Genomic DNA, 12,796 nt, shown 5'->3' with positions numbered 1-12,796 from the left:
GCGAGCGGAAAACCCCGGGAGGCAGCGTCCGACGGGCGCTGCTAGAAGCGCCCTTCCTGGAAATCCACGAACGCCTGCATCAGCTCTTCGCGGGTATTCATCACGAATGGCCCGTGCCGGGCGACCGGCTCTCGCAGCGGCCGGCCCGCCACCAGGATCAGGCGTGCGCCGGCCTCGCCGGCGCGCAAATCCAGCATCCCGCCGCCGCCAAGCACGCCCATCTCATGGGAACCCAACGGCCGGGCGTCGTCGCCCTCGCCAAGCGCGACCTCGCCCTCGAACACGTAGGCGAAGGCGTTGTGGCCTTCCGGCAGGGCATATCCCCAGCCCGCGTCTGCGTCGAGCGTGATGTCCAGGTAGAGCGGATCGGTCGCCGGCTGCACGATCGGACCGCGCACGCTGCCGCCGCGGCCGTCGTCGACTTCGCCGGCGATCGCCTTGACGGTCACGCCGCTGGCAGGCTGCACTGCCGGTATCCGCGCTGCGTCGAATTCCTGGTAGCGCGGATCGATCATCTTGTCCTTCGACGGCAGGTTCACCCACAGCTGGAACCCGCGCATGCGGCCCTCCTGCTGCTCGGGCATTTCCGAATGCACGAGGCCCCGGCCGGCGGTCATCCACTGCACGCTGCCGGGCACCAGCAGGCCTTCGTTGCCGTGGTTGTCCTTGTGCCGCATGCGGCCGTCGAGCATGTAGGTCACGGTTTCGAAGCCGCGGTGCGGGTGGCTCGGGAAGCCTGCGATGTAGTCCTCGGCCTGCTCGGTGCCGAACTCGTCCAGCAGCAGGAAGGGATCGAGCGCGGGCAGCGCAGGGCCGCCGATGACGCGGGTCAGCTTGACCCCGGCGCCATCGGAGGTCGCTTCACCGCGGACCTTGCGGACGACGTGGGCGTGGCTGGTGGTCTGCATGGCAAGGCTCCGATGGAATGCGATGGACCCTGGATGGGGCCATGATGCGCGCCAACCAGCGCCATGGCTGGAACGCACCGTGGTTCTCGCAGCGGCGCGTGCCGCCTGGCATGGGCGGTGCGGTCCTCCGCCCACCGCGCCGCGCAGCAGCACTGGCATCCTCGCAGGATCGGCATCGGCAGCGAAGAACCGGCCTGCGAGCGCGTGCCCATCCGATGGACGCACCGGAGCGCAGGCTGGTTACCCGCTGCGGCGCGCTGGTGGAAGCCCGCGAAACTGACCGACCGGCAAGGCTGGTCGCTGCGGCGCACGCACCCGGGCTACGACCGCGTCAGCCGCCAGGCCTGGTGGATGCGCGGGTTGCGCGCGAAGTCCTGCGGGATCGTCTGCGCGCTGATGTCCTCGCAGTCGGCGAAGGCCGCCACCGCTTCGGTATCCAGGCGAAAGCGGCGGAAGTTGTTGGAGAAGTACAGGACGCCGCCCTGCGACAGCCGCGCCACCGCTGCGCGCAGCAACCGCACGTGTTCGCGCTGGATGTCGAAATCGTCGGCGCGCGCGGAGTTGGAGAAGGTCGGGGGATCGCAGAAGATCAGGTCGTAGCGGCCCGGATCGGCCTCCAGCCACGCCATCGCGTCGGCCTGCACCAGGCGATGCGCATCGCCGCCGATGGCGCGCCCTTCGAAGGTGTTTTCCTGCAGGTTGTCCGACAGCCATTGCAGGTAGGTCGCCGACAGGTCGACGCTGGTCGTCGATGACGCGCCGCCCACCGCGGCCTGCACCGTCGCCGCGCCGGTGTAGCAGAACAGGTTGAGAAAGCGGCGGCCGCGCCCCTCGCGGAAGATGCGCTGGCGCAACGGGCGGTGGTCGAGGAACAGGCCGGTGTCGAGGTAGTCGAACAGGTTCACCCGCAGCCGCGCCGCGCCCTCGCGCACGACGAAGGTCTCTCCGCGCGGGCCGAGGCCGGCGCCCGCCTGGGCGTACTTGCTGCCGCCCTTGCCGCGCGCGCGGGTCTTCGTGGCGACCCGCTCGCGCGGCACCCCGAACACTTCGCGTGCGGCGGCCAGGACTTCGCCAAAGCGCCGGCGGACGTCGGCTTCGGGGATTTCCGCCGGGGCCACGTATTCCTGCACGTGCAGCCAGGTGGCGTCGGGATCGTCGGCCTCGGCATAGACGTCGATCGCCGCGGCGTACTCGGGCAGGTCCGCATCGTAGGCGCGGAAGCATTCCACGGCTTCGCGGGCGCGCCAGGATTTGAGGTTGCGCAGGTTCTTGCGCAGGCGGTTGGCGAGCATCTGCGCGCCTTCGGACAACGCCCGCGCCTGCGCGTCCTCGCGCAGCGTAGGCCGCAGCGGGTCGCAGACGATCAGGCTGCATTCGAGCGCGCCGTTGAACAACTGGTACTTCTTCGCCGCGCGCAGGCCGGTGGCCTGGGCCAGCGCCGCGTCGCCGCACAACAGGCTGGCGCGCCAACCGGGCGCCGCCCGCTTGAGCGCGGCGCCGAGGGTGCGGTACAGGGCCGCGTCCGCGGCCAGCCGCGCATCGTAGGGCGGATTGCAAACCACCAGTCCGCGCGGCGTGGATTGCACCGGCAGCGCGGCCATGTCGCGCACCTCGAGCCGGATCGCGTCGCGCAGGCCCGCGGCGGTGGCGTTCTCGCGCGCCGTGCGGATCGCATGCGGGTCGCTGTCGCTGCCGTCGAACACGTCGCACAGCGCGCCGCGGCCCGCGCGCTCGCGCTCATGCGCCTGGGCGTACATCCGCGCCCACGTTTTCTCGTCGAAGCCGAGCCAGCGCGACGGCAGCACCTCGCCGTGGCGCATGAGGCCCGGCGCCACATCGGCGGCCATCAGCGCGCCCTCGATCATCAACGTGCCGCTGCCGCACATGGGATCCAGCAGCGCGCCGCCATCGGCGTACACCTGCGGCCAGCCGCCGCGCAGCAGGACGGCCGCGGCGAGATTCTCCTTCAGTGGTGCTTCGCCCTGCGCGCGGCGCCAGCCGCGGCGGTGCATCGGGCCGCCGCCGAGGTCCACCGACAGGATCGCCCTGCCCTTGCGCACCACCAGGTTCAGGCGCAGGTCCGGCGCCTCGACGTCCACCGATGGCCGCGCGCCGGTTGCGTCGCGCAGGGTATCGACCACGGCATCCTTGACCCGCAGCGCGGCGTAGCGCGCGTGGGTGATCGCCTCCCCTGACACGTGCGCGTCGACCGCCAGGGTCATGGTGTCGTCGAGGTGCTCGCGCCAGGGCACCACGGCCACGTTGCGGTACAACGCGTGCTCGTCCTCGCAGGGAAACTCCACCAGCGGCCACAACACCCGGCTCGCCAGGCGCGACCACAGCACCGCGCGCTGCGCGTCTTCCAGCGTGCCCTCGACGTTGACCCCGGCCATGGTGGCGGTGGCGCGCGCGCAGCCCAGCGCGAGCAGCTCGTCGGCGAGCAGGTACTCGAGGCCCTTGGCGCAGGAGGCGAAGAATTTCATGCGGCTTTCCGCCTCGTCAGTGTTTCGGATGCATCCATTGCGGCGGCGACCCGACGACGGCTTCCGCGCAAACCCGAATCACCGGGAGCGGCTTCAGCCGCCAAATTTCTTGCGTGCCGGAGGCGGCAGGAAGATCGTGCGGCCTGGGCCGCTCCCGCAGGGGCGCCGCTTGTCCGGGATTGGCGAGGCGAGGACGCGGACACACGGGGATGCGTGGCGCAGCCTTCGACCACCCGCATCACAGCCCCGCCAGCAGCGAGGCGAACGCGTTCGCGGAAGCCTCCACGTGGCCGGCGAGCCGATGCGAATCGTCCACCAGCAGCAATCGCGCCCGGCGCGTGCGCGCCCAGTCGACGACCTGCGAAGCCGGGATCAGTTCGTCGTCCCAGCCGTGGACGATCGATGTCGGCACCGCGGCGGCATCCAGTGCCCGCGCAGGCTCCATCCCCACCGGCGGGGCCATCAGGAACAGCGCCGCCACCGGGAGCTCCAGCGAGGCGCGCGCCGAGATCCAGGCGCCAAGGCTGGAGCCGGCCAGCACCACCGGACCGCGCGACGACGCTGCGCGCGCCAGCGCAAGCAGGCGCCGCAGCCGCACCGGCACGTCGCCCAGCTCGCTCACTTCGTGCCTGGCATCGAGATCGGTGTAGTCGGGGCGTTCGTGGGTCCAGCCCAAGCGCTCGGCCACTTCGGCCAATGCGGTGACCTTGGTCGCGTCGGGGCCGCTCTCGAAACCATGGGACAGGATGCAGTGGCCGCGTGTACTCATGCGCGGATGCTAGCATCGCCGGATGCCGATCGAGTCCGTTCCGCACGCGCCGCAGGTGTCTCCGCTTGCGTATGAAAGCAGGCTGGACGCACGCGCGCTGGCACAGGTCGACCTGGTCGTCGTCCACTGCACCGAACTGCCCGACCTGGCGACCGCCCGCGAGTACGGAGAGCGCGTGATCTACGTCGAATCCGGCACCGGCAACAGCGGGCACTACTACGTCGATCGCGACGGCGCCTGCCATCGCTTCATCGCACCCGACCGCATCGCCCACCACGTCCGCGGCTACAACCCGCGCTCGATCGGCATCGAACTGGTCAACAGCGGCCGCTGGCCGCACTGGCTCGATTCGCGCCACCAGGAGATGGACGAGGCCTATCCCGACGCACAGATCGAGGCGCTGATCGGTCTGTTGAATGCGCTGCGCGCGGAGCTGCCGTCGCTGCGCCACATCGCCGGGCACGAGGACCTGGACACGGCGATGGTGCCGGCCAGCGACGACGCGACGCTGCTGGTGCCGCGCAAGCGCGACCCGGGGCCGCGGTTCCCGTGGCAGCGGGTGCTGCGCGCAGTGCCGCTGCAGCGGCTGTCGTGATTGTGGCGTTGGCGCACTGGGGTTGACCTTGTGGAGCGGCTTCAGCCGTGAGCTTTTGGGTGGCAACCATCCTGCAAGAGCTCGCGGCTGAAGCCGCTCCCACAAGCTCGCGCCCGCGGCAGCCTTGTCGGGGCCGGCCCCCGCACGCCCGTATAATCGCCGCCGACTCCCGCACCGGCCCGCCATGTCCCCTCCCCTGCAACCCGTGGTCTCCGAGCTGATCGAACTGCTGTCGCTGGAGCGGCTGGAGGACAACCTGTTCCGCGGCCAGAGCCGCGACATCGGTACCAAGTACGTGTTCGGCGGCCAGGTGCTGGGGCAGGCGCTGTCGGCCGCGCAGGCGACCCTGACCCAGCCGCGCAACGCGCATTCGCTGCACGCCTATTTCCTGCGCGCCGGCGACATCGAGCATCCGATCGTCTACGACGTCGACCGCACCCGCGACGGCGGCACGTTCTCGGTGCGCCGGGTCACCGCGATCCAGCACGGCCAGGTGATCTTCTTCTGCGCGGCGTCGTTCCAGGATCAGGAAGGCGGCGGCGAACACCAGCTGTCGATGCCGGAAGTGCCCAAGCCCGAGGACATCGACCCGGCGCCGGCGATCCCGCCGGACGTACTGGCGACCCTGCCGACCAAGGTGCAGCGCTGGCTCGACCGCATGGGCCCATTCGAATTCCGCCATGTCTATCCGCGCGACGAGCTCAAGCCGCCGAAGCGGCCCCCGTTCCAGCAGGTCTGGTTCCGCCTGGCCGAGAAGGTCGGCGACGCGCCCGAACTGCATCGCGCGCTGCTCGCCTATGCGTCGGACTTCCACCTGCTCGGCACCGCGACCTTCCCGCACGGGATCAGCTACTACCAGCCCAACGTGCAGATGGCCTCGCTCGACCATGCGCTGTGGTTCCACCGCCCGTTCCGCGCCGACGACTGGCTGCTCTATTCGATCGACAGCCCCAGCGCGCAGGGCTCGCGCGGACTGGCCCGCGGGCTGGTCTTCGACCGCCAGGGCCAGCTGGTCGCCAGCACCGCGCAGGAAGGCCTGATCCGCGTGACCGCGGGCGACTCGTCCTCGCACGTGCCGGCATCGAGGTGATCAGACGATGAGGCAGGTCTTCACCAGCGCGCGGCTCGAGAACGTCGAACACGTGGCGAAGCTGCTCGAGGACGCCGGGATCGAGGTGCGCATCACCCACGGCCGTTCGTACAAGGGCGGCATCCGCGGCAACTTCTCCTATCGCGACGAGGATGGACCCAAGCCGGCAGTGTGGATCGTCAGGTCCGAGGACCAGCCCAGGGCGCGCGCGATGCTGCGCGAGGCCGGGCTGATGGACTCCTCGCGCAACGCAGCCGACAGCTACGTGGCGATGAGTTTCCGCGGCACCAATCCGGAGCCCGGTCGCCGCAGCGATCCGCGGCGGCGGGCCCTGCGCATGAAGCTCGGTCTGCTGGCGGTGATCGCGGCGATCATGGCCCTGGCCTACATGGTCCCGCGACCGCAGCGGACTCCCACGCAACAGGCTCCGGCACACGCATCGGCACCCGCGCCGGGCACGGTCGCTTCGGTGCCGGAGGACCTGCCCGAGCGCGGCAATACCGCCACGCCGGACTCGCTGGCTGTGGCCCTGCTGCGGGGCGAACTGCCCGGGCGCGCGGGCGAGGTCGCGTGCATCGCCATCGATGGAGGCGATCCTTCCCCGGCGCTGCTCGCCGCATTGCCGCCCTCGCCGGGACCCGTACTGCCGGCATCGCGGTGCCCGCACGCGGTCGAAGGCGCGCCCGCGGCGCTGTTGATCGCGGTGGGCAAGTACGAAGCCAATCCGAGCGGCACCGGCACGATCTTCCTGCAGCGTCGGCGGGTGGGCGCGAAGGGAATACCGCAGTGGTACGACGTACGCCGCGAGGGAGATGGCTGGCGGATCGTGCAGCCGCTGTAGGCGTTCCCGACGCCGTCATCGCCGCGAGAGCCGACCCCGGCCGCTCTGATTTCCCGCAGTGGCACGAAGCGGAGCACGGATTCCGCTTCGTGGAAGGGACGCCTGATGGACTCCGGGCCGTTCGCGGCCGCTGGCCGGCCGGGATTACGATGTCCCGTCCGCGAGCTGGCCGGTCACATCCCGTCCGCCGCCGCGTCCTTGAGGCTGACCGTCCCGCGAAAGCCGCCATGAACGCCGAAGCCATCGACCTGCTGATCCGCAACGAGCTGCCCGCCGCCGCGCGCGGCGATCGCGACGCCTATGGCCGCATCGTCATTGCCTGCCAGAATGTCGTCACCGCGGTTGCGCTCGCCATCACCCGCGACGTGCCGGCCAGCGAGGACATCGCCCAGGACGCCTTCCTGGCCGCCTGGCAGAACCTCCGGCGCCTGCAGAATCCGTCGAGTTTCCTGCCCTGGCTGCGCCAGATCACGCGCAACCTCGCCCGCGACCACCTGCGCGCGAACCGGCATCGCCCGCTCGACGGCGAGGGCGCGGAAATCGCGATCTCGCTGGCCGCCGATCCTGCGCCGACGCCGGCCCAGCAACTGGCCGCGGACGAGCGCGAGCTGGCCGCCGCCGAACTGATCGCCGCGCTGCCGGAGGAAAGCCGCGAAGTGCTGCTGCTCTACTACCGCGAGGACCAGAGCTCGCAGCAGGTGGCCGCGCTGCTCGGGCTGTCCGATGCCGCCGTCCGCAAGCGCCTGTCGCGCGCGCGCCAGAGCCTGCGCGAGGACCTGCTGCGACGCTTCGGCGAGTTCGCGCGCAGCAGTGCGCCGACCGCCACGTTCGCCACGATCCTCTCCACCGCGCTGGTCGTCGCCAGCCCGCCCGCCGCGGCCAAGGGAATTCTCGCCGTCGCGGCGGCAGGTGGCGCCAAGACCTTCGCCAAACTGCTGCTCGGCGCCGCAGGCAGCATCGGCATCGCACTGGTCGCCGCTTCCGCCGGCATCTGGCTGGGGCTGCGCAACCAGCTGAAGGGCGCGATCGACGCCGAGGAACGCAGCGCACTCGTGCGCAGCGCGGTGATCAACGCGCTGGCATCGATCGGATTCGTCGCGTGCATGCTCCTGGCCGCGTCCGGCACGCAGGGCCCCGCCATGCTGGTCTCGACCGTGCTCGCGTGGATCGGCTTCATCGCGGTCGTCTTCTATCAGGCGCTGGTGGCCCAGCCCCGCGCCATGCGCCGGCGCCATGCACGGGAGGCTGCCCACGACCCGGTCGCGGCAGCCCGGCGGCGACGGCGTGAACGCATCCACTGCTGGATCGGCGGCACGATCGGCCTCGCGTCGGGCTGTGCAGGCATGTTCCTGGGCCTGCGCTCGGCGGGGCTGTTCTGATCCGGGCGGTCGATCAATCCTGTGCTCACCCCGCAGCCGCGGGCGCAGAGCGATCGCGGTTTGTCCGAAGCGTCGGCCCCAGGCATTTCTCCAAACGACACCCCCGGCACACGTCCCGATAAAGCGACGCGATCACCGCCCGGACCGCGCGTCCGGGCCGCTCCTGCACCAGAGTCGACGGGCAGGCCGAATCGGCGCGCATCCTTGCCGCGCACGAAAAAGCCCGCGCATCCCTGCGCGGGCCTGACAGTCGCTTGCAGCCCTACTTCGTCGAAACGGCGCCCTGTTGCCTGTCTGCGCGCATCCCCGGCCCGTCGTCCATCCCTCTGCCGCAGGCTTCGTGCATGTTCGAGTACTCGACCCGGCTGAGCTTGCCGTCCTTGTTGAGGTCGGCCTTGTCGAAGCACTCACCGCGACGCTGTTCCATGCGCGCCTTGAAGTCGGCCCGGTCGGCATAGCCGTCCTTGTTGAAGTCCAGCTTGGCGAAGCGCTCTGCAAATTTCGGCTCTGCCGCGGCCTCGGCCTTGCTGACGCGCCCGTCCTTGTCGGCATCGAGTTTCATCATCATCCGGTGGCCGCGATGACCCCAGCCATGGCGGCGCGAAACTTCGCCGGCGAGCAGCTTGCCGTCCTTGTCCTTGTCCATCTGGTCGAAACGCTCGGCCAGGCGCGGCGAAGCGGCGGCTTCGGCTCGATCGATCGCGCCGTCGCTGTTGGTGTCCAGGCGCATGTGGTGCCCGGCCTTGCCGGACGTGGTGGCAGGCTGCTGGGCCGCGGCGGTACCACCCGAGGCGAGTACCAGTGCCACGGTGGCGAACAGGATCTTGTGGTTCATCGATATCTCCATTCCGGCAGCGACGGTGCCGCCATCGCATCGGTCAACGCCCGGCTGCCCGCCGGGATGACATGCGGTCCGGCGCGTTCAGCACGCGGACAGTCGCAGCGCCTGCGAGCGCGGGCGCTATGCTTGCCCGATGTTGAACGGCATCGCCCGCGCGCTCTCGATCCTTGGCCATCCGCTGCTGTCGCTGCCGGGAGCGGCCCTGCTGCTGGCGGCCCATCGCGGCGCCGGCCCTGCGCGCCTGGCCGCACTGGCAATGGGGCTGGGGGCGATCGCCGCCGGCGTCATGGGGTACTCGCACTGGCAGGTGCGGCGCAATCGCTGGCGCCACGTCGATGCCAGCGGCCGCGGGGAGCGGCGCACGCTCAACCGCTTCCTGCTGGTCCTGTTCGCGGTCGCCGCCACGGCCGTGTGGGCGTGGTCGCCGCAGCGCGAATTGGCGCTGGGCCTGGCGCTGTCGGCGCTGCTGGTGGCGGTGGCGATGGTGTCCGCGCGCTGGTGCAAGCTGTCGCTGCACGTCGCGTTCGCGATGTACGCGGCGGTGCTCCTGCTGCAGCTGTCGTGGCTGGCCTGCGCGGCGGGCGTCGGATTCGCGCTCGCGGTCGCTTGGTCGCGGCTGGTGCTGGACCGGCACGCGCCGCGCGACCTCGCGGCCGGCGCGATCGCCGGCGCACTGGCCGGCCTCGCCTTCTGGCGCCTGCTGCCGGCCGTGGCCGGTTAGGACCGGACGTGGGCAGCACGCCGCGCCGCGACGAGGAAGGCCTGCGGGTGTTCGACACCGGCGCGCATCCCTGCGGCTACTTTCCCGAACGCGCCGCCCGCGACATGGTGCTCGATCCGCGCGACCCCCGGCTGCCGCAGTTCTATCCGCAGGCGCTGGAGTGGGGATTCCGCCGCTCGGGCGACCTCGTCTATCGGCCCCATTGCGGCCAGTGCCGCGCCTGCGTCGCGGTGCGCATCCCGGTGGCCGACTTCGTCCCCGACCGCAGCCAGCGCCGGTGCCTGCAACGCAACGCGGATGTCGCGATGCGCGTGGTGGCGGCGCAGCGCACCGACGAACAACTTGCGCTCTACCAGCGCTACCTGAAGGCGCGCCATGCCGGAGGCGGCATGGACGAGCACGGCGCCAGCGAGTTCGAGCAGTTCCTGGTGGGCGCATGGTCGGAGGGGCGCTTCCTTGAGTTCCGGAACGCGGGACGCCTGCTGGCCGTGGCGGTGACCGACCGCACGCAGCGTGCGCTTTCGGCGGTCTACACGTTCTTCGATCCGGCCGAATCCGCGCGCGGACTGGGCACGTTCGCCGTGCTGCGGCAGGTGGAATGGGCGCGCAGCGAGGGCCTCGACCACCTGTACCTGGGCTACTGGATCGAAGGCCACCGCAAGATGGATTACAAGCAACGCTACCGGCCGCTGGAAACATTCACTGGCCGCGGCTGGCGGCGACTGGAGCGCGGGGACGATGCATGAAGGCGGCCGTTCCACTGTGCCTGCTGTGGCTGGCCTGCGCGGGCTGCGTTCGCGTGCACGATGAACCGGCGGCGGACGCCGCGCGCCCGGTGCACGTCAACGGCACGCTGCGTGTCGCGACCTACAACACCTCGCTCTATGACGACGCCGCCAGCGGCCTGGTCAGACGCCTCGAAGCCGGCGACGACCGTGCGCGCCGGATCGCCGCAGTGCTGCAGCGTGTCCGACCCGACATCGTGCTGCTCAACGAGTTCGACCACGACAGCGCGCACCGCGCCGCCGACCTGTTCCAGCGCGATTACCTCGAACAGGCCCAACCCGGCGGCGGCGCGCCGCTGCGCTATCCCCATCGCTACCTCGCACCGGTGAACACCGGCGTGCCGAGCGGCCTCGACCTCGACCGCAGCGGGGCCGTCGGCGGGGTCGGACGCGACCACGGCAACGATGCCTGGGGCTATGGCCTGCATCCCGGCCAATACGGAATGCTGGTGCTGTCGCGGCATCCCATCGACGCCGCGGCGGCGCGCACGTTCCAGCGGTTGAAGTGGAGTGCGATGCCGGATGCGGCGCGCCCGGTCGACCCGGACTCGGGCGCGCCCTTCCATCCGGACGCGACCTGGGCGCAGCTGCGGCTGTCGTCGAAATCGCACTGGGACGTTCCGATCCGCGTTCCAGGCGGCACGCTGCACCTGCTCGCCTCGCACCCCACGCCGCCGGTTTTCGATGGTCCCGAAGACCGCAACGGCGCGCGCAACGCCGACGAGATCCGGCTGTGGCGAGAGTACATTTCTGCGGGCGACCAGCCATGGCTGTGCGACGACGCCGGCCGCTGCGGCGGGCTGGAGGCTGGCGCGCGCTTCGTCATCGTGGGCGACCTCAACAACGACCCGCTCGACGGCGATGGCCGCCACGAGGCGATCGTCGACCTGCTCGGGCATCCGCGCGTGCTGCGCCAGGCGCCCTCGCGCAGCGAAGGCGCGATCGGGGCAGCCGCGAAGTACGCCGCGGAGGGCATCGCGCACCGCGACGCCGCCGCCCATGCGACGGGCGATTTCGGCGACCGGGTCGGTACGCTGCGACTGGACTACGTGCTGCCATCGACCGGCCTTCGGCTGGCGGGCAGCGGCGTCTACTGGCCGGAATCGACCACCCCGGCGGGCGCGCTGGTCACCGCCAGCGACCACCGGCTGGTGTGGGTGGACGTGGCGATCGAACCCTGACCCCTGCGATTGTCTCTGCGGAGCGGCCATTGCCGCGCTGAATTCGCCCATGCGCCATGGCGGGCTTGCCTTTCCACGGGGAGCAGTGGCTGGCGTCAGACCTTCGGCGCGGTCGCCGGCAGACGCGGACTGCCCCTGACTCCGTGCGTCCATCCAGGAATCCGCGGCTCAGTTCCCGGGCAGCCGCGCGGGACGGTGCGGCTTTCAGCGAGCTCGCGGCGCGCGACGGCGTCACGAGACCGCGGCGCCGCCCGTAGACCGGATACCCTTGGCGGCCCGGATGTGGCCGCTCCGCTCCTCCGAACCACGAATCGCGAATCACGGCCATGAATTACCGCCATGTCTTCCACGCCGGCAACCACGCCGACGTCCTCAAGCACGTCATCCTGCTGGCCGTCTGCGATGCGCTGGCCGCCAAGCCGTCGCCGTGCTTCGCGCTCGACACGCACGCCGGGCGCGGCCTGTACCGACTGAAGTCGGCTTCGGCCCAGCGGACAGGCGAGTCGGATGACGGCATCGGCAGGCTGCTGGTGGAGCGGCCGCGCGTGCCCGCAATCACGCGCTACCTGGCGGCGGTGGAAGCCTGCCGCGCGGTTCACGGGCACGACGCCTATCCCGGTTCGCCCTGGCTGCTGGCGCACGCGCTGCGCGGATCGGACCGGATCGCATGCTGCGAGTTGCAGCCCGTCGAAGCGTCTGCGCTGCGCGAGAACTTCGCCGGCGACGACCGGATCGCCGTGCACGAGCGCGACGGCTACGCCGCGGTTCGCGCGCTGCTGCCGCCGAAGCACGGCGAGATCCGCTACGGCCGTGGGCTGGTGCTGATCGATCCGCCCTACGAGGCCCAGCTTGACGAGTTCGACACCGTGCTGGCCACGCTGAAGGAAGCGCTGGCGCGCTGGCCGCAGGCGACCTACGCGCTGTGGTATCCGGTGAAGCTGCGCCGCGCGCTGCAGCCGTTCCTGCGCAAGGCCGCGCGCCTGCAGGCGAAATCGGCGCTGCTCGCCGAACTGCTGGTGCGACCCGACGATTCACCGCTACGCATGAACGGCAGCGGTCTGCTGCTGCTCAATTCCCCGTGGCAGATCGACGCCGCCCTGCAGCCCGCCCTGCACGCGTTGCAGGAGGCGCTGGGCGAACCCGGCGCCTCGACCCGCCTCGAATGGCTGCGGCCGCCAGCGTAGACACCCAGTTGGACGAGTG

12 protein-coding genes are annotated in these 12,796 nt (G+C 70.9%); 8 read left to right on the top strand and 4 right to left on the bottom strand.

Annotated elements, in window-relative coordinates:
* Window positions 1–41: 41 nt before the first annotated feature.
* The 3 genes from ACFOM9_RS03610 to ACFOM9_RS03600 all read right to left on the bottom strand — a co-directional run bounded on the left by ACFOM9_RS03610 (window position 42) and on the right by ACFOM9_RS03600 (window position 4,160).
* Window positions 42–908: a pirin family protein gene (locus tag ACFOM9_RS03610; RefSeq protein WP_386706254.1), complete on the bottom strand. Its 867-nt coding sequence runs from the start codon at window positions 906–908 to the stop codon at window positions 42–44.
* 320 nt (window positions 909–1,228) lie between these two features.
* A complete protein-coding gene (gene rlmKL, locus ACFOM9_RS03605) occupies window positions 1,229–3,391 on the bottom strand; it encodes a bifunctional 23S rRNA (guanine(2069)-N(7))-methyltransferase RlmK/23S rRNA (guanine(2445)-N(2))-methyltransferase RlmL (RefSeq protein ID WP_386706252.1) in 2,163 nt (720 codons plus the stop codon).
* Window positions 3,392–3,629: 238 nt separating this feature from the next.
* Window positions 3,630–4,160: a hypothetical protein gene (locus ACFOM9_RS03600; RefSeq protein ID WP_386706250.1), complete on the bottom strand. Its 531-nt coding sequence runs from the start codon at window positions 4,158–4,160 to the stop codon at window positions 3,630–3,632.
* 22 nt (window positions 4,161–4,182) lie between these two features.
* Between ACFOM9_RS03600 and ACFOM9_RS03595 the strand changes: the two genes are divergently transcribed.
* The 4 genes from ACFOM9_RS03595 to ACFOM9_RS03580 all read left to right on the top strand — a co-directional run bounded on the left by ACFOM9_RS03595 (window position 4,183) and on the right by ACFOM9_RS03580 (window position 8,065).
* Complete coding sequence (locus tag ACFOM9_RS03595) at window positions 4,183–4,755, top strand: N-acetylmuramoyl-L-alanine amidase (RefSeq protein WP_386706248.1); 573 nt, start codon at window positions 4,183–4,185, stop codon at window positions 4,753–4,755.
* Window positions 4,756–4,939: 184 nt separating this feature from the next.
* On the top strand, window positions 4,940–5,845 hold the full coding sequence (gene tesB, locus ACFOM9_RS03590; protein WP_386706247.1) for an acyl-CoA thioesterase II: 906 nt from the start codon (window positions 4,940–4,942) through the stop codon (window positions 5,843–5,845).
* 7 nt (window positions 5,846–5,852) lie between these two features.
* The gene (locus tag ACFOM9_RS03585; protein ID WP_386706245.1) at window positions 5,853–6,686 is read left to right on the top strand and encodes a hypothetical protein; all 834 of its coding nucleotides are present in this window, start codon (window positions 5,853–5,855) and stop codon (window positions 6,684–6,686) included.
* Window positions 6,687–6,913: 227 nt separating this feature from the next.
* On the top strand, window positions 6,914–8,065 hold the full coding sequence (locus tag ACFOM9_RS03580) for an RNA polymerase sigma factor (protein ID WP_386706243.1): 1,152 nt from the start codon (window positions 6,914–6,916) through the stop codon (window positions 8,063–8,065).
* A gap of 262 nt (window positions 8,066–8,327) precedes the next feature.
* On the opposite strand, the gene ACFOM9_RS03575 is transcribed toward ACFOM9_RS03580, so the two are convergent.
* Window positions 8,328–8,900, bottom strand: coding sequence for an EF-hand domain-containing protein (locus ACFOM9_RS03575; protein ID WP_386706241.1), 573 nt, complete (start codon window positions 8,898–8,900; stop codon window positions 8,328–8,330).
* Between the two features lie 139 nt (window positions 8,901–9,039).
* On the opposite strand from ACFOM9_RS03575, the gene ACFOM9_RS03570 reads away from it, so the two are divergent.
* The 4 genes from ACFOM9_RS03570 to ACFOM9_RS03555 all read left to right on the top strand — a co-directional run bounded on the left by ACFOM9_RS03570 (window position 9,040) and on the right by ACFOM9_RS03555 (window position 12,777).
* Entirely contained in the window at window positions 9,040–9,627 is a 588-nt protein-coding gene (locus tag ACFOM9_RS03570) for a phosphatase PAP2 family protein (protein WP_386706239.1), read from the top strand.
* The gene (locus tag ACFOM9_RS03565) at window positions 9,597–10,373 is read left to right on the top strand and encodes an arginyltransferase (protein WP_386707293.1); all 777 of its coding nucleotides are present in this window, start codon (window positions 9,597–9,599) and stop codon (window positions 10,371–10,373) included. Before ACFOM9_RS03570 ends, ACFOM9_RS03565 begins: the two co-directional genes overlap by 31 nt.
* Complete coding sequence (locus ACFOM9_RS03560; protein WP_386706237.1) at window positions 10,370–11,593, top strand: endonuclease/exonuclease/phosphatase family protein; 1,224 nt, start codon at window positions 10,370–10,372, stop codon at window positions 11,591–11,593. The genes ACFOM9_RS03565 and ACFOM9_RS03560 overlap by 4 nt, the downstream gene beginning before the upstream one ends.
* Before the next feature lie 326 nt (window positions 11,594–11,919).
* Window positions 11,920–12,777 (top strand): 23S rRNA (adenine(2030)-N(6))-methyltransferase RlmJ, encoded by an 858-nt coding sequence (locus tag ACFOM9_RS03555; protein ID WP_386706235.1) that lies wholly within the window; start codon window positions 11,920–11,922, stop codon window positions 12,775–12,777.
* Window positions 12,778–12,796: the final 19 nt, after the last annotated feature.

It is taken from the genome of Luteimonas notoginsengisoli, assembly GCF_042648885.1.
GTDB lineage: Bacteria > Pseudomonadota > Gammaproteobacteria > Xanthomonadales > Xanthomonadaceae > Luteimonas > Luteimonas notoginsengisoli.
The sequence above is the reverse complement of the archived record's forward strand: the minus strand, read 5'-3'. Positions and strand labels throughout refer to the sequence as shown.